The 21,577-nt window shown below is 73.4% G+C and carries 17 protein-coding genes and 1 tRNA gene; 8 read left to right on the top strand and 10 right to left on the bottom strand.

Features of this window, described 5'->3' with window-relative positions; genetic code table 11:
* Window positions 1-12: 12 nt before the first annotated feature.
* Window positions 13-729, bottom strand: coding sequence for a chitinase (locus tag ABTY56_RS16990; protein WP_350629585.1), 717 nt, complete (start codon window positions 727-729; stop codon window positions 13-15).
* Between the two features lie 235 nt (window positions 730-964).
* On the opposite strand from ABTY56_RS16990, the gene ABTY56_RS16985 reads away from it, so the two are divergent.
* A complete protein-coding gene (locus ABTY56_RS16985; protein ID WP_350629584.1) occupies window positions 965-2,878 on the top strand; it encodes a tetratricopeptide repeat protein in 1,914 nt (637 codons plus the stop codon).
* Window positions 2,879-2,934: 56 nt separating this feature from the next.
* On the opposite strand, the gene ABTY56_RS16980 is transcribed toward ABTY56_RS16985, so the two are convergent.
* Complete coding sequence (locus tag ABTY56_RS16980) at window positions 2,935-3,129, bottom strand: DUF6011 domain-containing protein (RefSeq protein ID WP_350629583.1); 195 nt, start codon at window positions 3,127-3,129, stop codon at window positions 2,935-2,937.
* Between the two features lie 103 nt (window positions 3,130-3,232).
* Between ABTY56_RS16980 and ABTY56_RS16975 the strand changes: the two genes are divergently transcribed.
* Window positions 3,233-4,000, top strand: coding sequence for a TetR/AcrR family transcriptional regulator C-terminal domain-containing protein (locus ABTY56_RS16975; RefSeq protein ID WP_350629582.1), 768 nt, complete (start codon window positions 3,233-3,235; stop codon window positions 3,998-4,000).
* An 85-nt stretch (window positions 4,001-4,085) separates the two neighbouring features.
* Here the strand turns inward: ABTY56_RS16975 and ABTY56_RS16970 are convergent, their stop codons facing one another.
* Entirely contained in the window at window positions 4,086-4,481 is a 396-nt protein-coding gene (locus ABTY56_RS16970) for a winged helix-turn-helix transcriptional regulator (RefSeq protein ID WP_350629581.1), read from the bottom strand.
* Window positions 4,482-4,577: 96 nt separating this feature from the next.
* On the opposite strand from ABTY56_RS16970, the gene ABTY56_RS16965 reads away from it, so the two are divergent.
* Entirely contained in the window at window positions 4,578-5,432 is an 855-nt protein-coding gene (locus ABTY56_RS16965; protein ID WP_350629580.1) for an SDR family oxidoreductase, read from the top strand.
* Window positions 5,433-5,554: 122 nt separating this feature from the next.
* Complete coding sequence (gene rarD / locus ABTY56_RS16960; RefSeq protein WP_350629579.1) at window positions 5,555-6,532, top strand: EamA family transporter RarD; 978 nt, start codon at window positions 5,555-5,557, stop codon at window positions 6,530-6,532.
* Window positions 6,533-6,630: 98 nt separating this feature from the next.
* On the opposite strand, the gene ABTY56_RS16955 is transcribed toward rarD, so the two are convergent.
* The 3 genes from ABTY56_RS16955 to ABTY56_RS16945 are packed head-to-tail and all read right to left on the bottom strand — an operon-like array spanning window position 6,631 to window position 9,835.
* A complete protein-coding gene (locus ABTY56_RS16955; protein WP_350629578.1) occupies window positions 6,631-7,506 on the bottom strand; it encodes an ABC transporter permease in 876 nt (291 codons plus the stop codon).
* The gene (locus ABTY56_RS16950) at window positions 7,493-8,593 is read right to left on the bottom strand and encodes an ABC transporter ATP-binding protein (protein ID WP_350629577.1); all 1,101 of its coding nucleotides are present in this window, start codon (window positions 8,591-8,593) and stop codon (window positions 7,493-7,495) included. The genes ABTY56_RS16955 and ABTY56_RS16950 overlap by 14 nt, the downstream gene beginning before the upstream one ends.
* A gap of 3 nt (window positions 8,594-8,596) precedes the next feature.
* Window positions 8,597-9,835 (bottom strand): LolA family protein, encoded by a 1,239-nt coding sequence (locus ABTY56_RS16945; RefSeq protein ID WP_350629576.1) that lies wholly within the window; start codon window positions 9,833-9,835, stop codon window positions 8,597-8,599.
* Between the two features lie 181 nt (window positions 9,836-10,016).
* On the opposite strand from ABTY56_RS16945, the gene ABTY56_RS16940 reads away from it, so the two are divergent.
* The gene (locus tag ABTY56_RS16940) at window positions 10,017-12,605 is read left to right on the top strand and encodes a bifunctional FO biosynthesis protein CofGH (RefSeq protein WP_350629575.1); all 2,589 of its coding nucleotides are present in this window, start codon (window positions 10,017-10,019) and stop codon (window positions 12,603-12,605) included.
* 366 nt (window positions 12,606-12,971) lie between these two features.
* Window positions 12,972-14,087 carry an ADP-ribosylglycohydrolase family protein gene (locus ABTY56_RS16935; protein ID WP_350629574.1) on the top strand — a complete coding sequence of 372 codons (1,116 nt, stop codon included), beginning with the start codon at window positions 12,972-12,974 and terminating at the stop codon, window positions 14,085-14,087.
* An 87-nt stretch (window positions 14,088-14,174) separates the two neighbouring features.
* On the opposite strand, the gene ABTY56_RS16930 is transcribed toward ABTY56_RS16935, so the two are convergent.
* The 3 genes from ABTY56_RS16930 to ABTY56_RS16920 all read right to left on the bottom strand — a co-directional run bounded on the left by ABTY56_RS16930 (window position 14,175) and on the right by ABTY56_RS16920 (window position 16,556).
* Complete coding sequence (locus ABTY56_RS16930) at window positions 14,175-14,390, bottom strand: DUF397 domain-containing protein (RefSeq protein WP_350629573.1); 216 nt, start codon at window positions 14,388-14,390, stop codon at window positions 14,175-14,177.
* Window positions 14,387-15,250, bottom strand: coding sequence for a helix-turn-helix domain-containing protein (locus ABTY56_RS16925; RefSeq protein WP_350629572.1), 864 nt, complete (start codon window positions 15,248-15,250; stop codon window positions 14,387-14,389). The genes ABTY56_RS16930 and ABTY56_RS16925 overlap by 4 nt, the downstream gene beginning before the upstream one ends.
* Before the next feature lie 556 nt (window positions 15,251-15,806).
* Window positions 15,807-16,556 (bottom strand): GOLPH3/VPS74 family protein, encoded by a 750-nt coding sequence (locus tag ABTY56_RS16920; protein ID WP_350629571.1) that lies wholly within the window; start codon window positions 16,554-16,556, stop codon window positions 15,807-15,809.
* Between the two features lie 298 nt (window positions 16,557-16,854).
* Here ABTY56_RS16920 and ABTY56_RS16915 point away from each other — a divergent pair, with 298 nt between their 5' ends.
* Window positions 16,855-19,401, top strand: coding sequence for a serine hydrolase (locus ABTY56_RS16915; protein WP_350629570.1), 2,547 nt, complete (start codon window positions 16,855-16,857; stop codon window positions 19,399-19,401).
* Between the two features lie 158 nt (window positions 19,402-19,559).
* On the opposite strand, the gene ABTY56_RS16910 is transcribed toward ABTY56_RS16915, so the two are convergent.
* On the bottom strand, window positions 19,560-21,095 hold the full coding sequence (locus ABTY56_RS16910) for a glycosyltransferase family 39 protein (protein ID WP_350629569.1): 1,536 nt from the start codon (window positions 21,093-21,095) through the stop codon (window positions 19,560-19,562).
* 177 nt (window positions 21,096-21,272) lie between these two features.
* Between ABTY56_RS16910 and ABTY56_RS16905 the strand changes: the two genes are divergently transcribed.
* Window positions 21,273-21,345, top strand: a tRNA-Arg gene (locus tag ABTY56_RS16905).
* Window positions 21,346-21,577 lie beyond the last annotated feature (232 nt).

Here is a 21,577-nt window from a genome sequence, read left to right as displayed (position 1 = left end):
TCACGCAGGCGTTCAGCAGGAGATGTTGCCGCCGCCGACGTCCGTCTTCAGCACGCCGACGAACTTCTTGTAGAGGTTGATGCGGTCGTTGCGCTCGGCGGGGTTCTTCCCGTCGCACTCCAGGGCGCCGTTGATGCTGCGGATGGTCTCGCCGAAGCCCCTGTTGTTGACGACGGCGTCGTGCGAGGTCATCCGTCCGGCGCCGTTCTGGCTGTTCCAGAACCAGAGGGCGGTCTTCCAGGAGGTGGCCGGGTTCTTCTCGACCTGGTACGGGTCGTGCAGCAGGTCGATGTGCAGGGCGTCGCCGGCGGCCTTGTAGTTGAAGTTCCAGCTCAGCTGCAGCGGGCCGCGCCCGTAGTACGCGGACCGCCCCGCCGGGCATCCGTACGGCTGCGAAGTGTCGCAGTAGTGCGGGTAGTTGGCCGTGTTCTGCTCGACGACGTACTTCAGGCCGCCGGTTTCGTGGCTGACGTTGGCGAGGAAGGCGGCAGCCTCGCGCTTGCGGGTGGCGGTGTCGCCGGTGGCGGCGAACTTCGGGTAGGCGCTCAGCGCGTCGACCAGGCCCTTGTACGTGTAGAAGGAGTTCCGGCTCGGGAACATCTGGTTGAACTGGGACTCGCTGACCACGAACGAGCCGGCGGCGGACGCCGGGGCGGTCTGACCGGCGAGGGCGAGGGTGCTCAGGACGGCGGCCGAGGCGGCCAGCGACACGGTGCGCGAAAGCTTCATCGGATCCTCGATGTGTCCTCGAACGACAGGGGGACAGCGGCACTTCGGCTGCGAAGCGCCTCGGCCATCGTGGTGGCAGTGGCCGCGAGTTGCACTCCTTGGAGGTCTGAACCACTCGTAAGGGCCGTATCCGATCGGAGAGTTGGCCGGAGTTCGCCGCCAGGCTGATCACCGGATCGTCGCCCGCACCGGATAGCCTCGTCCGGATCGAGACGACGCAACCGGGGGGCAGGGCATGGGCGGTCACACCGATGACGAGGGCGACGCCCGGCTGGCCGCCGAGGGGGAGGTCGCGGTCGCCCGGCTGGCGATCGACTCCGGCGAGCTCGACCACGCCGCCGACCACCTCTCCGACGCCATCCTCGCCGACCCGCAGCTACCCGAACTGCACGAGGCGCTGGCCGAGTTGTCCGCCGCCGCCGGTGGCCCCGCGGCCGCGCGCGAGCTGTTCCCGCTGGACGGCGAGGTGTACCTCGGCACGGTCGTCTGCCGCGCCCACGTGGAGGCGGCCGCCGGGGACTGGGACGCCGCCGTCGGCCTGCTCGCCTCCGCCATCCAGTACGAGCCGGCCCGGCCCTGGGCGCACACCGCCTGGCTGGCCCGCGAGGACCTGCCCGGCCTGGTCGACCCGGACGCCGTCGCCCAGGCGGTGGCCCGCGCGGCCGGCGCGCTGCCCGACCCGCTCCCCGCCGAACTGGCCGAGGCCGTCCGGCCCTTCGAGGCCTTCGTGCAGTCCGTGCTGGCCCGCCACGGCGACCACGCGCTGCTGCTGGCGATGGCCTCCGGCCTGACCCGCCGGCTCGGCGCCACCGCCCACGCCGTCGAACTCGCCGAACGGGCCCATCGCGCGGCCCCCGGGTACCTGCCCGCCGTGATGCTCGGCAACGCCCTGCGCGCCGACGGCCACCCGGAACGGGCCCTCGCCGTCTGGGAGGCCGAGCTGGAGCGGGCCGCGCCGGACCGGGACAACTCCAGCAGCTACCTCGCCGTCGACGTCGCCGAGTTGTACGGCGCCCTCGACCGCCCCGCCGAGGGCCTGACCTGGCTGGACCGGGTGCTCGCCACCGAGCCCGACCACCCCAAGGCGGCCCCGGCCCGGTACGGCCTGCGGCACGCCCTGGACGGCGACCCGGCGCACCTGCTGGGCCTGGCGGACCACCACCGCGCCCACCCCGACCACGAGTACGCCCAGGACGTCCTGGCGCGGTTGAGCCACCAGGAGCCCTGGTTCGGCATGGTCCCCGGCACGTCCGAGGCCACCATCAACCTGCTGCACCAGGTCCTCGCGGCGCCCGACACCGACCGCGGGACCGCGGTCGACTGCAACGTCTCCACCGTCGAACCGCCCAGCTCGCAGCTGGCCCTCCACCTCGCGCTGCCGCTGTGCACCGTCGTTTACCAGTCCGTCGACGAACCCGACCCCCGGCGGCCGCTGGCCGCGACCACCACCCGGATCTGGGCCTGGGAGGGCACCGACCCCAGGCCCGCCGTCGTCCCGCCCGCGCCGGAGAGCGCCGAACTCGTCCGCGCCACCGCCGGGATCGTCTGGCCGACCGTCCCGGCCGCCTACGACCACGCCGTCCGTCTCGCCGGGTTGTCGCTCGACGACCTGCTCGGGGTTCTGGCCCACCCGCCGCTGCCGCGCGAGGACGAGCTCGGCCGGGCCCTGCTCGCCCACCAGCCCGAGCTGTGGGTGCGCGCCGTGCAGTCCTTCGCCTGTCTCGGCATCGCCCACCACCGCACCGACCAGCCGTGGCCGGAGTCGGACCGCCGCCGGGTGCTGCTCGACCTGTTGCTCGGACCGGAGGACTGGGTCGCGGAGGCGGCAGGCTTCGCGCTGGTCGCCATCGGCTGGACGCACCCGGAGGCCCGCGCCGACATCGCCGCGCAGCTCCGGCGGCGGCTGCACTACTGCGTCGACGCCCGGCGGGTGCGCGTGGTGACGATCCTGCGCTCGGTGTGCCGCCTGGTGCTCGCCGCGCCCTGGGTGTCACCCGCCGACCGCGACCTCGCACGGGCGGCCATCCGCGCCGAGGACGCCGCCGACGCCCCCGAGCCGGATCCGGAGCCGACGCCCGAGCCCGACCCGGAACCGTCCCCCGCACCGCAGCGCCCCGGTTTCCTCGGACGGTTGCTCGGCCGCGGCTGACACCCGCGCCGGCCCCGCGCCGGCCCCGCACCAGCCCCCGCGCCGGCCCCCGAGAGCTACCCGATGCCCGGCAACGGGTCCTGGTCGACGTCGAACCGGGCGACCCGCTCCGCCGGGTCGCGGCACTCCGGCCCGAGCCGCAGCATCCGCGACTCCGGGTCGTGCAGCGGCCGGTGGCAGCGGCGGCAGGTCACCCGGGCGCGGAGGGTCTGCGCGGTGTCCGTACCGGGGAGCGGCTCAGGGCTGGTCATGGGGAGACGGTAGCGGTCGCGCCGCGCGGGGCCCCCGGCGATGCGTGATCAGTAGCCGTCGCGCCGTGCGGGGCCCCCGGCGATGCGTGAAACGATGGCCCCCATGGCCACCGACCGCAGCAGCGCAGGAGACCCGGCGCGCACCCTGGCCCTGCTCTGGGGGCTCACCGCCGAGGAGAAGCCCGGTCGGCGCGGGCCCAGGCAGGCGCGCTCGACCGGTGAGATCGCCGCCGCCGCGATCGCCCTGGCCGACGCCGAGGGCGTGGACGCCGTCACCATGCGCCGGGTCGCCCAGGAGCTCGGGCTCTCCCCGATGGCGCTGTACACCTACGTGCCCGGCAAGGCCGAGCTGCTCGACCTGATGCTGGACACCGTCTACGCGACGATGCCCCGCAGTGCCCCCGCCGGTGACGGTTGGCGCGCCCGGGTCACCGCCGTCGCGGACGACAACCGGGCGCTGCACCGCGCCCACCCCTGGGTCGCCGCCGTCTCCACCAGCCGCCCGCCGCTCGGGCCCGGCCTGATGGCCAAGTACGACTACGAGCTGCGCGCCTTCGAGGACACCGGTCTGGCCGACGTGGAGCTGGACGCCGCGCTGACCCACCTGCTCGGCTTCGTCCAGACCTGCGCCCGGATGGCCGCCGACGAGCGCGCCGCCCAGCAGGACAGCGCGATGACCGACGAGCAGTGGTGGGCCGCCAACGCCGAGCTGCTGGCCCGGGTCTTCGACCCCGAGCGCTACCCGGTGGCGGCCCGGGTCGGCGCCGCCGCCGGCGAGGCGCACGGCGGCGCGTACAGCCCGGACCACGCCTACGCCTTCGGCCTGGCCCGCGTCCTGGACGGCCTGGAAGCCCTGATCGGCGCGGCTTAGCCGTACGCGAGGCCCAGCCGTTCCGGCCGTGCGGCCTGACCGCACCGACCGCGGAGCCCCGCCGCCGCCCCCGCGACCCGGCGGGTCAGCGCGGCCTGGCGTCGTACTCCTCGCGGGCCTCCGAGACGGCGCACATCCGGGCCTCCACCCAGTGCGCGAGCGCCGAGACGTACTCGGCCGCCTCAAGGCCGAGCGGGGTGAGGCTGTAGTCCACCCGGGGCGGGATCACCGGATGGGCCTCCCGCAGGACCATGCCGTCCCGTTCCAGCGTCTGCAGGGTCTGCGCGAGCATCTTCTCGCTGACCCCGGCCACCCGGCGGCGCAGTTCGCTGAAGCGGTAGCCGCGTTCCCGCAGCGCGACCAGCACCAGGACCCCCCAGCGGCTGGTGACGTGCTCCAGCACGCCCCGGGAGGGGCACATCCGGTCGTAGACGTCGGGCACCCGGTCCAGCAGTGACCGTTCCTCCTCGATTACCTCCATGTCAGTACCGTACTTCAAAGTACGTACTATCCAGAAGTTAGTGCCCTCCCTAGGGTGAGTCGTGAAGTGATCGGAACAGCCACAGGGAGCAGAACCATGTACGTCGTCACCGGAGCCACCGGACAGCTCGGCCGCCTGGTCGTGAAGGGCCTGCTGGAGGCCGTGCCGGCGAGCGAGATCGCGGTCGTGGTCCGCTCGGCCGCCAAGGCCGGGGAGTGGGCGGAGCGGGGTGTGCGGGTCCACGAGGCGGACTACAACCGGCCCGAGACGCTCGCCGGGGCCTTCGCGGCCGGTGACCGGGTGCTGCTGATCTCGGGGAACGAGTTCGGCAGCCGGGTGTCCCAGCACGGCGCGGTGATCGACGCGGCCAAGGCCGCCGGGGTGGCGCTGCTCGCCTACACCAGCATCCTGGGCGCGGCGACCTTCCGGCTGGGCGACGAGCACAAGGCGACCGAGGAGCTGCTCCTCGCCTCCGGTCTGCCCTACGCGCTGCTGCGCAACGGCTGGTACACCGAGAACTACCTGGGCGACGTGGCCGGCACGCTGGAGCGGGGCGTGGTGCTCGGCAGCGCCGGGGACGGCCGGGTGGCGACCGCCCCGCGGCGGGACTACGCGGACGCGGCCGTGGCGGTTCTGACCGGCGAGGGCGACGGCCACGAGAACAAGGCGTACGAGCTGAGCGGTGACGCGGCCTGGAGCCTGTCCGAGCTGGCCGCCGAGCTGGCGGAGGCCTCGGGCAAGCCGGTCGTGCACCGGGACGTCACCCCGGCCGAGCACCGCGAGGTGCTGGTGGGTGCGGGGATGCCGGAGGGCTTCGCCGAGGTGTTCGTGGACGTGGACGCGGGCATCGCGCGCGGCGAGCTGGCCGGCACCTCGGGCGACCTGGCCCGGCTGATCGGCCGCCCGACCGCCCCGCTGGCCGATTCGGTCCGGGCCGCGCTGAGCTCCTGAAACGCCCAGGAAGTCCAGCATTCAAACAATGTCATGACCAAAATCCGGAAACGGAGATGACAGCCTGCCCTTCCGCCAGCTACGGTCACCTCGACCACACGCGCGCGGAAGGGCACTCGGCCATGCCACAGACAGAGCAGCAGGACAACGGCCGGGGCCTCTGGTACGGCGTCGCGGCCTACGGGATCTGGGGGCTCTTCCCGCTGTTCTGGCCGTTGCTGGAGCCGGGCGCCGCCGACGACATCCTGGCCAACCGGATGGTCTGGTCCCTGGTCGCGGTGGTCCTGCTGCTGGTCGCCCAGCGGCACTGGGGCTGGATACGCCCGCTGCTGCGCCAGCCCCGCCGGATCGCCATGCTGGCCGGCGCGGCCGCCGTGATCTCCGTCAACTGGGGCGTCTACATCTGGGCCGTCAACGCCGGACACGTCGTCGAGACCAGCCTCGGCTACTTCATCAACCCCCTGGTCACCATCGCCTTCGGCGTCCTGGTGCTCAAGGAGCGGCTGCGCGTCGCGCAGTGGACGGCGGTGGGCGTCGGCGCGCTCGCCGTCGCGGTGCTGAGCGTCGCGTACGGGCGGCTGCCGTGGATCGCGCTGACCCTCGCGTTCTCCTTCGCCACCTACGGCCTGCTGAAGAAGAAGATCGGGCTGAGCGGGCTGGAGAGCCTCGCGGCGGAGAGCGCCTTCATGTTCCCGTTCGCCCTCGGCTACCTCGTCTACCTGGAACTCAGCGGGCACGGCACCTTCGGGCACACGGTGGCCGGCTCGTACGGCTGGGGGCACTCCGGGCTGCTGATGCTCAGCGGTGTGATCACCGCCATCCCGCTGCTGTTCTTCGGCGCGGCCGCCGTCCGGGTGCCGCTGACCGTGCTCGGGCTGCTGCAGTACCTGGCGCCGGTGTTCCAGTTCCTGATCGGCGTCGCCGTCTTCCACGAGTCGATGCCGCCCGCCCGCTGGGCCGGCTTCGCCCTGGTCTGGGCCGCCCTCGCGGTGCTCACCTGGGACGCGCTGCGCCAGGTGCGGGCCGACCGCGCGGTGCGGGCCGCGGCCGTGCCGCAGCCCGCACCCGCGCAGACGGCCGGGGCGGCCGTCACCCGCTGAGAACCGTCAGCCGCCCCGAGCCGTCACGAGCCGTCAGCCGCCCCGAGCCGTCACGGGCCGGGGCCGTCACCCGCTGGAACCGTCACCCGCCGGAACCGTCACGCGCTGATGTCCCGGCTGGTGAAGCGGGACCAGGCCGCCGAGCCGAACACGGCGACGTAGGCGGCCTGCAGCCCGAGGTTCTTCAGCACGTCGTCCCAGTACATCGGCTGGCGCAGCAGGTCCGAGAAGCTGAGCCAGTAGTGCGTGAACAGGAACGGCCTGATCGCGTCCAGCTGCGGGAAGGCGTCCAGGATCTGGACGGTGATCACCAGCCCGACGGTCGCGGCCATCGCCGCGATGCCGCTGCCGGTCAGCGTGGAGACGAACAGCCCGATCGCGACCAGCCCGGCCAGCGAGACGGCGACCACGCCGGCCACCAGCACCGCGCGCAGCAGCGCGTCGGTGAAGCCGATGGTGTCACCGGAGATCAGCGTGACCTCGCCGAGCGGGAAGAGCGCGGCGCCGGTGGCCAGCGCCGCGGCCGCGACCGCCGCCGTCGCGGCCAGGCAGAACACCAGGCCGGCGGTGAACTTGGCGGCCAGCAGCCTGGTCCGCCCGGCCGGGGCGACCAGCAGGTAGCGCAGCGTCCCGGTGGCCGCCTCGCCCGCCACCGAGTCCCCGGCGACCACGCCGACCGTCATCGGCAGGAAGACCGGCAGCGCGACCGCCAGCGCGGTGAAGACCAGGAACAGTCCGTTCTGGGTGGTCTGCGCGATGAAGCTGGGACCGCCGCCGCCCTCGTGCGGGCTGTCCGTGTTGAGCTTGACGACCACCCCGATCAGGATCGGCAGCAGCGCCAGGATCCCCAGCAGCACCTTGGTGCGCAGTCGGCGGAAGGTCAGGTGCAGCTCGTTGCGGAACAGCGCCAGGAACCCGGCCGCCGTCTGCGGCCGCCGGCCCGTACGCGGTGCAAGCGCCTCAGCCCGCGACATCGAAGCCCTCCCCGGTCAGCGCCACGAAGGCGTCCTCCAACGTGCCCCGCTCCAGCCCGAAGCCGTGCACCCGCACCCCGGCCTCCACCAGGGCCGCGCACAGCTTGGGCAGCGCGTCGTCGCTCCGCTCGCCCAACTCGCCGTCGAGCCGGCCCTCGCCGGGCACCAGGGCGGCGACCCCGTGGGCCGCCAGCACCTCGGCGGCCTGCGCCACGTCCGGGGTGCGGACCACCAGTCGGCCCTGCGCCCGGGCGGCGAGCTCGGCGACGGTGCCCTGCACCACCAGCCGGCCCCGGGACATCACCGCCGCGTGGGTGCAGACCTGCTCGATCTCGTCCAGCAGGTGCGAGGAGAGGAACACCGTGGTGCCCTCCGCCGCGACCTCCCGGACCAGCGCCCGGATCTCCCGCATGCCCTGCGGGTCCAGTCCGTTGGTCGGCTCGTCCAGCACCAGCAGCTCGCGGGGCTGCAGCAGCGCGGAGGCCAGGCCCAGGCGCTGCTTCATGCCGAGCGAGTACGCGCGGGCCTTCTTGCCCGCCGCGGCGCTCAGGCCGACCCGCTCCAGCGCCGCGTCGACCCGCTGCGACCGGGTGCGCGGGTCGGCGGTCGGGTCGGCGGCGTCGAACCGGACCAGGTTGTCCCGCCCGGAGAGGAAGCCGTACAGCGCGGGGCCCTCGATCAGCGCGCCCACCCGGGGCAGCACGGTGGCGACGGACTGCGGCATCGACTCGCCGAGGACGGTGGCCATGCCCGAGGTGGGGGCGATCAGGCCCATCAGCATCCGGATGGTGGTGGTCTTGCCGGAGCCGTTGGGGCCCAGGAAGCCGAAGACGGAGCCGCGCGGGACTGCCAGGTCCAGGCCGTCCACGGCGAGCTGGCCGCCCCGGAAGCGCTTGGTCAGGCCGCGGGTCCTGATGACGTCGTCGACGGCTGAAGCGGCTGAAGCGGCTGAAGCGGCGGAACCGGCCGGACCGGCGGAGGCGGGAGCAGGGGAAGCGGGCGGAACGGGAGCGGGGGCCGGGCGCGGTTCGGCGCCCGGACCCCCGGCCGACTCCGTAACGTCCCCCGTTACGGGAGTCTTGGTCATCCGTCAGTTCACCCCGGCGGCGTGCTGCAGGGTCGGCAGGGTCACCGCGCCGGCGAAGACCCGGCCGTCGTCGGTGAGCAGGACGTTGACGACCTTGGTGCCGATCAGGGTGCCGCCGTCGACCTGCTTGCCGAGCGACTTCATCAGCCCCTGCGGGTTCACCGAGCCGTGGCCGCCGTGCTTGCCGTCGCCCTTCGGCGCCTCGATCGGGCCGCCGGGCAGCTGCGTGGTGAACACGGCCGTCCAGCCCTCACCGATCACGTTCGTGCCCTGGTGGTCCTTGGCCCCTTCCTTGGCGCCGCCCTTGGCCGCGGCCTTGCCGTCGGCCTTGCCCTCGGCCGCTGCCCCGTCCGCCTTCTGCTCCGTCACCTTGGCGCCCTTGGGCGCGGTGAACTCGAAGGTCTTGGCGGCCGGCTTGGCGAAGGACACGTCGGTGAAGTGGACGTCCAGCACGGTGGTGCCGTCGGTGGACTTCACCGCCACCGAGAGCGGCACCCCGTTGTCGGCGGCCACCGCGATCCGGACCTCGGCGACGGTCGAGCCGCTCTGGGTCGGCTTCACGCTCAGCTGGTAGGCCTTCTGCCCGGCCACGTTGGCCGTCCCGGCCACGGTGACCGAGGTGGTGCCGGCGCTCGCGGTCAGGAACTGCCGGGCGGCGTCCTGCGGGGTGGCCGGCAGCTCGGACAGCGGGGCCTGCGGGTGCTTGTCGGCGGCCCGGCCGGTCATGTGTACCGCGCTGTTGGTCGAGCTGTCCCAGGCCCAGGCCTGGTCGCCGTTGTGGACCACCGTGTAGCCGGCCATGTTCTCCATCATGTCGACCCGCTGGTGGTCCGGGCCGTCCACCGCGACCCGCAGCGTCCGGTCGCCACCGAGCAGGCCGAGCAGCTTGGACTGGGGGTCGGCCGACGCGCCCGACGCGTCCCCGCCGTGCCCGGACGCCGCCGCGCCGAGCCCGCCGGCCATGCCCAGCAGCTGGCTGGGCAGGCCGAGGTCGGTGCTGACGGAGACCGTCCCGGACAGGGCCTGCGTCTGGGAGCCGAGGGCCTTGGCCACCACCTGCTCCGCCGTCAGCGTCGGCAGGTCGGGAGGGGAGTCGGCGGCCAGCGCGGGCACCAGCCCGACCCCCGCGGCGATCACCGTGGCCACCGCCAGCGGCACCCCGGCACGCACCAGGACGCGCCGCCGCGAGCGGTACGGAACACCGCCGTCCTGGTCGTCCCCCGTCACCGTCTCATTGGTCATGGCGTACTCAACTCCTCTGCGGACACGTGCGCTTGGCCTTACCCCTCCATTAGAGGCCGCCGCGCCACCGGCGTCATCGCCCTGCAGGGCCAGATCGGGTTGGCCTTCGTGGGTATGCCGACCCTGAGACGGTCTCAGGGTTGCTCATCCCGGGGTACCACCGCTGGCGTAGGGTCGCGCCATGGACGGAACCGCCATGGACGCAAGCAACCCCCCGACCGCGAACGCGATGCGCCGCGCCCTGCGCCGCGCCCGGGACGGCGTCGCCCTCGACGTGACCGAGGCCGCCGTACTGCTGCAAGCCAGAGGCGAGGACCTGCGGGACCTCTGTGCGAGCGCCGCCCGGGTGCGCGACGCCGGCCTCGAAGCGGCCGGCCGTCCCGGCGTCATCACCTACTCCAAGAGTGTGTTCATCCCGCTCACCCGGCTGTGCCGCGACAAGTGCCACTACTGCACCTTCGCCACCGTCCCCGGCAAACTGCGCCGCGCGGGGCAGGGGATGTTCATGTCCCCCGACGAGGTGCTGGAGGTGGCCCGGCGCGGGGCCGAACTCGGTTGCAAGGAAGCCCTGATCACGCTCGGCGACAAGCCCGAGGACCGCTGGCCCGAGGCCCGCGAGTGGCTGGACGCGCACGGCTACGACGACACCATCGCGTACGTGCGGGCGATGTCGATCCGCATCCTGGAGGAGACCGGGCTGCTGCCGCACCTCAACCCCGGGGTGCTGAGCTGGACGGACTTCCAGCGGCTCAAGCCGGTCTCCGCCTCGATGGGCATGATGCTGGAGACCACCGCCACCCGGCTGTGGAGCGAGCCCGGCGGTCCGCACCACGGCTCCCCGGACAAGGAACCCGCCGTCCGCCTGCGGGTGCTGGAGGACGCCGGACGCAGCTCCGTCCCGTTCACCAGCGGCCTGCTGATCGGGATCGGCGAGACGTACGAGGAGCGCGCCGAGTCGCTGTTCGCGCTGCGCAAGGTCTCCCGCGCGTACCACGGCATCCAGGAGCTGATCCTGCAGAACTTCCGCGCCAAGCCGGACACGGCGATGCGCGGCATGCCGGACGCCGAACTGGACGAGCTGGTCGCCACCGTGGCCGTCGCCCGGCACCTGCTAGGCCCGGGCGCCTGCCTGCAGGCCCCGCCGAACCTGGTGGACGGCGAGTACGAGCGGCTGATCGCGGCCGGCATCGACGACTGGGGCGGGGTCTCCCCGCTCACCCCGGACCACGTCAACCCCGAGCGCCCCTGGCCGCAGATCGAGCGACTGGCCGAACGCTCGGCGGCAGCCGGCTTCGAGCTGCGCGAGCGCCTCGCCGTCTACCCCGACTACGTGCGCCACGGCGAGCCCTGGCTGGACCCGCGGGTGCTGCCGCACGTCCGCGCCCTGGCCGATCCCGAGACCGGCCTGGCGAACCCGGACGCGGTGGTCCGCGGCCTGCCCTGGCAGGAGCCCGAGGACCTGCCGGAGTCGTACGGGCGGACCGACCTGCACGCCACCATCGACACCGAGGGCCGCACCGGGGACCGCCGGGCCGACTTCGAGGACGTGTACGGCGACTGGGAGGTGCTGCGCGAGCAGGTGCTCGCGAAGGGCGCGCCCGAGCGCCTCGCCGGGGACCTCCGGCAGGCCCTGGCGGTGGCGGCCGACGACCCGACGAAGCTGACCGGCGACCACGCGCTGGCCCTCTTCCACGCGGACGGCCCGGCCCTCGACGCGCTCTGCCGGATCGCCGACGACGTGCGCCGCGCCGCCGTCGGGGACGACGTCACCTACTGCGTCACCCGGAACATCAACTTCACCAACGTCTGCTACACCGGCTGCCGCTTCTGCGCCTTCGCCCAGCGCCGCACCGACGCGGACGCCTACACCCTCTCGCTGGAGCAGGTCGCCGACCGGGCCGCGCAGGCCTGGGAGGTGGGTGCCACCGAGGTCTGCATGCAGGGCGGCATCCACCCGGACCTGCCCGGCACCGCCTACTTCGACATCGCCCGCGCGGTGAAGGAGCGGGTGCCCGGCATCCACGTGCACGCCTTCTCCCCGATGGAGGTGGTCAACGGCGCGACCCGCACCGGCCTGTCGATCCGGGACTGGCTGCAGCGGGCCAAGGAGTCGGGCCTGGACACCATCCCGGGCACGGCCGCCGAGATCCTGGACGACGAGGTCCGCTGGGTCCTCACCAAGGGCAAGCTGCCGGCCGCGACCTGGGTCGAGGTGGTCACCACCGCGCACGAGCTGGGCATCCGGTCCTCGTCCACGATGATGTACGGGCACGTGGACACCCCGCAGCACTGGCTCGGCCACCTGCGGCTGCTCGCCGGGATCCAGCAGCGGACGGGCGGCTTCACCGAGTTCGTGACCCTGCCGTTCATCCACACCAACGCCCCGGTCTACCTGGCCGGCATCTCCAGGCCCGGCCCGACCGCCCGGGACAACCGCGCGGTGGTCGCGATGGCCCGGCTGCTGCTGCACCCGCACATCCCCAACATCCAGACCAGCTGGGTCAAGCTGGGCGCCGAGGGCGCGGCCGAGATGCTCCGCTCCGGCGCCAACGACCTGGGCGGCACCCTGATGGAGGAGACCATCTCGCGGATGGCCGGCTCGGCGTACGGGAGCTACAAGTCGGTGCGCGACCTGCAGGCGATCGCCGAGGCCGCGGGCCGTCCGCACCGTCAGCGCACCACCACCTACGGCGAGGTGCCGGCCGAGCGCCGGGCCGCGGCGCTGGCCTCGGACGGCCACCTGCCGGAGCTGCTGCCCGTACTGGACTGACCGGCCCGGCCCCGGCGGAGGGCCCTCCGCCGGGGCGCGGGCACCGCGGGGCCCGGACACGACGGGTCCCGACCGGGGGAGTGCCCGGACACGACGGGTCCCGACCGGGGGAGTGCCCGGACATGGCGGGCCCCGACCAGCGCGACCGCGGCGGTGGTACGGGTGCGGGAGATGGTCACGGCCCGGCACGGTAGGCAGTCCCGGGTGGTCGGTCATGGCCGCGCGATGGCAGGGTGGCAACAAATTGTTGAAGCGCTGGTGTTCGATGGATCCGGTCGATCGGTTCGCTTCTTCGAATACAGTGCCAGGGCGCGCGACCGGCCGAGCGTCGTGCGGCCCCATCCCGAGGAAAGGCGCCCCGTCGTGATGCCATTGTGGTCACGCGCCCAGCAGCAGGACTACCGCAGCCGGGTGCGGGGCTGCCTGCTCGGCGGGGCCATCGGCGACGCGCTCGGCGCCGGCGTCGAGTTCGAGGCCCTGGAGAAGATCCGGGCCCAGCACGGGCCGCAGGGCGTCACCGGCTACGTCCCCGCGTACGGGCGCACCGGCGCCGTCACTGACGACACCCAGCTCACCCTGTTCACCGTCGACGGCCTCATCCGCGCCCACATCCGGCGCGACACCGGCAGCTGGCACCCGCCCACCGACCTGCACCTGGCCTACCTGCGCTGGGCCGCCACCCAGCGCGACTGGGGCCCGGACGAGCGCCGCCCCGACCTCGGCTGGCTGGGCCGCGAGGAGTGGCTGTACGCCCAGCGCGCGCCCGGTCAGGGCTGCCTGTCCGGCCTCACCGGGCCCGACGCCGAGCGGCTCGGCACCCTGGAGCGGCCCAAGAACCCGCACTCCAAGGCCTGCGGCACGGTGGTGCGGGCGGCGCCCTTCGGGCTGCTCACCACCTGGGAGCCGGGCCTGGTGTTCCAGCTCGCCGTGGAGTGCTCGGTGCTCACCCACGGCCACCCGACCGGCTACCTCGCGGCCGGTGCGTTCGCGGTGATCGTCCAGTCGGTGGCGCGCGGCGGCACCCTGGAGGAGGGCGTCCACCTCGCGCTCGCCCTGCTCTCCGAGCGGCAGGCGCACGAGGAGACCACGGCCGCGCTGCGGGCCGCGCTGGACGCCGTCCGGGCCGGCGAGCCCTCCGCCGACCGGGTCGAGGCGCTGGGGGAGGGCTGGGTCGCCGAGGAGGCGTTGTCGATCGCGGTCTACTGCGCGCTGGTCGCCCACGACGTCCGCTCGGGCCTGCTGCTCGCCGTCAACCACTCCGGGGACAGCGACTCCACCGGCGCGATCTGCGGCAACCTGCTCGGGGTGCTGCACGGGGACACCGCGCTGCCGCCGGGCCTGGTGGCGGGCGTCGAGGGGCGCGCGGCGGTCCTCGAACTCGCCGACGACTTCGTGCTGGAGCTGGTGCACGGCGCCGAACTGCACGACCAGCGGACGGCGGAGGGCGTCAACTGGGCCGTCCGCTACCCCGTGACGGGCTGAACACCCCGCGACGGGCTGAACACCCCGCGACGGGCTGAACACCCCGCGAGCGGCCGAGCGCCGCGTGACGCGCCGGGTACGGAACCGTCAGCCCGGGAGTCCGCCGAAGGCGCCCGCCGCGGCTGCCGTGGCGAAGGCGTTCCAGGCCTCGGTCGAGAAGCGCAGCTGGGGCCCGCGGGGGTCCTTCGAGTCCCGGACGGCCACCGCCCCCGCACCCGGGACGGCGATCTCCACACAGGCGCCCTGGCCGCCGCTGTGACTGCTCTTGCGCCATCGGTTTCCGTACTCGGACGGGGTGATCATTCGTGGAATTCCTTTTCGATGTCGGCTATCAGCGACCGGCTCTCCGCGACACCGAGTGCGGCCGCCCTCAGGTAGTCGTACAGACCGGTATAGCGGCGCACATCAGCCTCCTTCTCCAGGTAGAGATCGCTCGTCACACCTTCGAAGTAGACAACCGTGGAATCGGCTGACTCCGGGAACTCCAGCAGGGAGAATGTCCCGGTCATGCCGGGGTGCGCGCCGTGCGAGAACGGGATCACCTGGATGGTGATGTTCGGGCGCACGCTGAGCTCCAGCATCTGCTGCAGCTGGCGGGCCATCACCGCCTTGCTGCCGACCTCGCGGCGCAGCACCGCCTCGTCTATGACGGTCCACAGGCTGCCCAGCTGGTTCTCGCCGTGGACGCGCTCCTGGCGCTTCATCCGGACCTGCACCCGCCGCTGCACGGCGTTCGCGTCGGTGTCCGGCTGGGTGCCCTCGACCACGGCCTGGGCGTACTGCTCGGTCTGCAGCAGGCCCGGGACGAAGGAGGACTCGTACGCGCGGATCGAGGAGGCCTCGGCCTCCAGCCCGATGTAGACGCTGTACGGGGTGGGCATGTCGTTGAAGTCGTGCCACCAGCCGCGCTGGCGGGACTCCTTGGCCATCTCCATGAGGCTGGCGCGCATCTGTTCGTCGGTCACCTTGTACACGTCGCAGAGGTCCCGCACGTCCCGCTGGCTGATGCTGCGGCGACCGTTCTCCAGCCGGCTGATCTTGGACTGGGAGACCATCAGCCGGCCGGCGACCTCCTCGGCCGTCATGCCGAGGCCCTCGCGGAGCTTGCGCAGCTCGGAGCCGAGGCGTCGGCGGCGGACGGTGGGATTGACGTTGGCGGACACTTCGACCTCCGGCCGGACCTCTGGTGATCGTTGGAACGGCAGCCCTCGGAACACTTCGGACATTGGGAGCAACCCCCCTGACTTGGAGCAGCATGTCACCTGGGGCCAGGTCGGCGCCGGGGAATCACGGCAGCGCGGTAGAACAGATCATCGGAAAAGCGCTTCCGCGGGACAGTGAAAGCCCCCAGGTGGTAATGCGGCTCGACGACTCGGACAGGTAGTCGGACAGGTAGTGCGACGGATGTCCCCGGGGCGCCTCCGCACGTGCCTCCGGCAGGTGTGGGGGCCGCCGCCGCAGGCCTCCGGGGACGGCAAGAGGGGCGGTCGCCGGGCGACTTGCGTCGCGGGGCGACCGCCCCTCGGTGCTTCTGGTGGTGCTCGTCGTGCGGGTGGCGCGGGTGGCGCTCCTCGTGCTCAAGGTGCCACTGGTACCGGTCGTGCGTCGGGTCGCTCGGCGCCTCCGGGGGCGTGGGCGACGCGGCACGCGCCGTCGGGCGTGCCCTCGGGTGCGTCGGACGGTGTATCGTGCGCCCGCCCGTCCGTCAGCGGGCCCCGGTCAGCGGACGCCGACCCGGGAGGCGGGGACCCGCCCGCCCGACCCCCGGCCCGCCGTACGGGACCCGGAGCGACCGGTCGCGGGGGCGGCGGCCCCGACGGCCTGGGAAGAACGGTTCTGCTGCGCCGGCAGGCCGTTCTGCACGTCCATCACGGCGTGCGCGACCATCCCGCCGAGCGGGTCGTACCGGATCAGGTCGCGCAGCCGTGACCGCGAGGACCGGCCCTCGTTGCCCGGGTACAGGTGCTTGCCGAGCCCCACCGAGTGGGCGAGCGCGGCGAGCGCCGCGGTCCGCGGGTCCGGCGGCACACCGGTGCGGATCGCGGTGTCCAGCCGCTGCTTGATCGCGGCGTTGGTGCAGTCGTCGGACGCCTGGTACCGGATCGTCGGCAGCACCCCGCACACCTGACCCGGCACGGCCGTGACCATGCCGCAGCGCTCCAGGTGCGCCAGATAGGTCTGCCGCAGCCCCAGCCGGGGCCCGCCGATCCAGTGCGCCGCGCGGACCGGACTGCCGCGTCGGCGCAGCAACTCCAGTGCGTGGTCAAGGGTCGGGTCGCCGGTCGGCCGCGCGAGTACGACAGCGATCCGGTCTCCCTCCGGTACGATCCGTCCGGCCAGGGACAGCTCGACGAGCTGCGCCCCGGCGAGTCCGAGGTCGAGGGTCTGCGGCTGCGCCGTGGTACCCGTGGTCGGGTCCAAAGCGAGCAGCAAGAGTTCCTCGGGAACAGTTCTGCGGCTCTTGCCCATCCAAGCCTCCCCGCGTGGATGAGAGACAGGGTGACGCCTCTCACACGGGCTTGTCGAGTACGCCTCCGAATCGTGACCTTGCGGTGAAGGCGCGGAACCGGCGACCGCAGGCCCGGCGTCTGACCGGTGAACAGACCGCGGTGCGGCCGAGCGATGGCAATAAGCGCCGGTCGGGCGGGGTGTGCGCGGTGGGAACGGCCGTCGGTGGCGGAGACTGTACGGATACACGGGGCGGGGCGTCGGCTTCCCGAAATCGGGTTCGCCGGTGCCCCGACGGGCGTTGAGGAGGCTGGGATACGTGGGCGAGTCCCCCGACAGGGTGCTGAGGGACGGCGAGCGGGAGCGGGGCCGCGAACGCGAACGGACCGGTGCGACGGCCGGTGCCGCCGAGGGCGGTTCCGGGCCGGCGGCTGCCGGGGCGTCAGCCGCGACCTCCTCGGACGGTTCGTCGGGCAGCTCTGCGTCGACCTCCGGCGAGGCGCCCGCGAAGGCACCGGTGAAGGCACCTGCGGAGCCGTCCGCGGCGGTGCCCGCGAAGGCCGCTGCGAAGGAGCCCGCGAAGGAGTCGGCGAAGGAGTCGGCGAAGGAGTCGGCGAAGGAGTCCGGCGACGCTCCGGCGGCCGGGGCCAAGGGCGGCTCGACCGTACAGCTCCGCGTCCGGGATGTGGACAGCAAGACGACGATGCTGCGGCTGCCGGTGGACAACAAGACCACCGCGCTGCGGCTGCCCGAGGAGCTGGTGAAGGCCGCCGGAAACGGGAGTTCCGGTGGTGAGGGGGAGAAGAAGGAGACCCCGTCGGCGGAGGCCGGGCCGAAGAAGCCCGCCGAGCGTGCGTCCGGCGCCGACCCGCGTCTCGCCATGCGGACGAAGACGGCGGTGGCGGAGAAGGCTGCGGACACGGCCGAGGACAAGGCCGAGGACAAGGCGGCCGAGCCCGCCGGAGCCGCAGCCGAGCCGAAGGCCGTCGGGTCCGGGGCCGCGCCGGCCGGGAAGGCCGCCGAGGCTGCCGCGAAGGCCGCCGAGGCCGCCGAGACCGCCGCGGACGGGAAGGCCGCCGCGGACGGGAAGGCCGAGGAGACCGGCACGGAGGCGAAGCCCGAGGAGGCCCGGAACTCCACGAAGGCCGAAGGCACCGGAGCCCGCGCCGAGAACACCGACGGAGCCGAGAACTCCGACACCGACGACACCGACGAAGCCGAGGAGGCAGAGGAGCCCGGAGGCACCTCCGCCGAGGACTCTCCCGCCGACGCCGCCCCCGTCACGCTGACCGAGACCGGGCAGCCCGGTCAGAAGTCGGGTCAGGCCGAGAAGCTGGAGAAGCCCAAGCCGCTGCGCGCCCCCGCCGGGGTCGGCACCGTGCCCGAGCCGCCGGCGCCGGCCCCCGTACCGGAGCCCGAGCCGGTCCCCGGTCCGGAGCCGCGGCCGAAGCCGGCCCCCAAGCCCGCGCCCGGACCGACGCCGGCCCCGAAGCCGTTGCCCGAGCCCGACCCGCGGCCGGTGCCGCCGGTCCCGCCGATGCCCCGGCCCGAGCCGCTGCCCTCCCCGGAGCCGCTGCCCTCGCCCGAGAACACCGCGGAGGCGATGGAGGTCCTGGCCTCCCTCAACGCCCGCCCGGTCTCGCCGCTGCGCCGCGCCCTCAAGCGGGTGACGATCTGGACCGCCTTCCTCGCCGTGGTGCTCGGCGCGGTCGTGGTGGCCCAGCTGCTGCGCCCGCTGCCGGACGCCAGGACGAAGATGACCGCCGCGGGCAGCTTCAGCTTCTCCGGTGACCAGCTGGACCTCGCCTGGCCGGCCAAGGGCCAGTCCGCCGCCGAGGTGGTCGGCGTCGGCAGCCTCGGCAGCTCGGGCCAGGAGACGCCGGCCTCGATCGCCAGCGTCACCAAGGTGATGAACGCCTACCTGATCCTGCAGAAGTTCCCGCTGAAGAAGGGGGAGAGCGGCCCGAAGATCACCGTCGACAAGCAGGCCGCGCAGGAGTCCGGGAACGTCGACGAGTCCAAGGTGACGCTCGTCGAGAACCAGGTGCTCACCGAGTACCAGGCACTGGAGCTACTGATGCTGCCCTCGGCCAACAACGTGGCCCGGCTGCTCGCCCGCTTCCACTCCGGTTCCGAGGACGCGTTCGTCAAGGCGATGAACGACACCGCCTCCAAGTTCGGCATGACCAACACCATCTACGCGGACCCGGCGGGCTACAACGCGGACACCAAGTCCACCGCCAAGGACCAGCTGAAGCTGGCCGAGCAGGTCATGCAGGACGAGATCTTCCGGCAGATCGTCTCCACCCAGGAGACCAACTTCAACAACGTGAAGATCCCCAACACCAACAACCTGATCAACCCGAAGACCGGGGTGATCGGCGTCAAGACCGGCTCCAGCACCCCGGCCGGCGGCTGCCTGATGTGGGCCGCGTACAAGGAGGTCGGCGGCGTGAAGCGGCTGATCCTCGGTGTCACCCTGGGCCAGCAGGCCACCTCGTCCGCTCCGGGCGACGGCATCCTGCCGACCGTGCTGAAGGTCAGCGGCAAGCAGATCCAGGCCGCGCAGAACGGCGTGACCGGCCAGACCGTGGTGAAGAAGGGCGACGTCGTCGGTTCGGTGGACGACGGGCTCGGCGGCACGGTCCCGCTCGTCGCGACCAAGGACCTGGTGGTGGCCGGCTTCCCGGGCATCTCCGGCACGGTCACCCTGGACGCGGCGAAGATCGGCCACACCGAGCAGGCCGGCAAGGAGGTCGGCACGCTGCGGGTGGGTGCCGGCGACAACAAGGTGGAGGTCCCGGTGGCCCTCCAGTCGGACCTCAACCCGCCGTCCATCCAGTCCCGCCTGCTGCGCACGCTGTGAGGCGCTGACGCCGCCGAGCGGCTGAGCGGCCGGGGCGGCTGAGCCGCCGCGACGCCGAGTCGCCGAAGGAACGCCGAAGGGGAGCCGGTCCGCACCGGCTCCCCTTCGGCGTTCGCTCCCCGCGGCCGCGACCTCAGCCGCAACCCGACGGCCTGCGGCTACGTGTCGCGGTCGAGCAGCGCGAGCGTGAACCCGCCGAGCGGCGTGACCTGGTCCGGGTCGCCGTACTGCGTGCGGAGCAGCTCCGCCTGGTCCGTCGGCATGGCGCCCAGCGGGTCGACCGTGTCGCCGAGGACCAGCAGCCAGATCCGGGACACCGAGCCCAGGCAGGTCTCCGGCTTCGCGCAGACGGTCGGAGACAGGTCCTCCGCGTCGTCGGCGCTCTGCGCGACGAACACCGGGTACGGGTGGACGTCCGACGGAAGGTAGTGGCTGACGCCCGGCCAGACCATCGCCCAGGACTGGTTGCCCAGCGGGGCCGCCATCCCGTCCCCGGAGCGGTAGCCCGCGGCGATCGTCCGGGCGGCCGCCTTGAACGGCTCCTCCGAGCCGGTGTGCGAGCCCACGTACCGGATCGCGGGCTGCTCGGGCAGCGCCGCCACGGCCGGTACGGCGAGCAGCCCCACCGCCAGCACCCCGGCCACCGCCACGGCCCTGCCGGGCGCCGGGCCGCGTCGGACGACGGCCGCCACCGCACCGTACGCCGCACCGATCCCGCCACCGGCCAGCACCGCCCAGGCGGGCACCGTGAACAGCAGGTACCGGTCGAGGAAGTACGACGTGTCGCCGAGGCGTGACACCAACCAGACGCTCACCACCGGCAGCTCGGCGAGCAGCAGCACCTGCCAGGCCTGCAGCCGCCGACCGGGCAGGGCCAGCGCCGGGACGGCCAGCAGCACGAAGGCGTAGAACACCAGGTCCGAGCCGAACAGGTGCTCGCCGAAGCGGGCCAGGCCGCGGAGCGACGGCGTGGCGATCCAGCCCAGCTGCCGGTCCGACTGGCTGCTGCCCAGCAGCACCACCGGCAGCACGGGCACCGCGGCCACCGCGACCGCCAGCGGGTGCTGCCACAGCAGCCGCCGGTCCGTCGCCTCCCGGGTGCGCCACAGGTGCAGCCCGACCAGGGCGGCCTGCCCGGCCACGGTGCTGAACGAGACCAGGTGCCCCGTGCCCGCCAGCGCCATGGCCGCGCAGTACGGCGCCCAGCGCCGCCAGGACGGCCGATCCAGCGCCCGCAGCAGGAAGTAGGTCGCGGCCGCGATCGCACAGGTCACCAGCGCGTACGAGCGCGCCTCCTGGGCGTACCGGGAGACCAGCGGCGGCACCGCGAACAGCAGGCCGGCCCCGATCGCCGCGACCCGCCCGCCGAACAGCCGCCGGGCGGTGAGCGCCACGAACGCCGCGGCTCCCGCCATGGCCAGCACGGACGGTATGCGCAGTGCCACCGTCGAGTCGCCGAAGACCGCGGTCCAGCCGTGCATCAGCAGGTAGTAGGCGCCGTTGCTGGCGTCGATGTGCTGCAGCAGCCGCAGCAGGTCGCCCGGCGAGCGGGTGGCCACCGTCGAGGTCGCGATCTCGTCCCGCCACAGGTCCGGTGTACCCAGCCGGTACGCTCCCACGGCCAGCATCACCACCGCAGGCCACAACCACACCTGCCCCAGCAGTCGGCCGACCGGGCGCACAGCAGGTCTCATCGGGTCCTTCGTCTCCTTCGCGCGGGGTGCCCCGCCGGATCAGGCACTTCCCGGCAGGCTACTTGACCCGCCCTGACGCCTCGTCGGCACCCGCGCCCCCGCCCGTAACCCGTCCGCCACCCCGCTCCCCACCCCCGATCCGGTACGCTGTGAACGGCCTCGCCACAACCGGGCCACGCCTCAGTAGCTCAGGGGATAGAGCACGGCTCTCCTAAAGCCGGTGTCGCAGGTTCGATTCCTGTCTGGGGCACAGCACAGAACGCGGATCGCAGGCCCCCGCCCACTCCAGGGCGGGGGCCCGCGCCGTTTCCGGCCCGGTCGGCGCCGCGCCGGGCCGCCGGTGTTCCGCGGGCTGTCGGCGTGTCCGGGGCCCGGCGGTGTTCCCGGGGTCCCGAAGCCTCGGAGTTCCGGAGTGCCGGTGCTTCCCCGGGCGGACCGTCTCGGGGGCGCCGTACCTCTCGGGGAGGAGCCGGCGGGGCCGG

The organism is Kitasatospora sp. NPDC097691 (assembly GCF_040302665.1).
GTDB lineage: Bacteria > Actinomycetota > Actinomycetes > Streptomycetales > Streptomycetaceae > Kitasatospora.
This window is presented reverse-complemented; position numbering and strand designations above follow the sequence as displayed.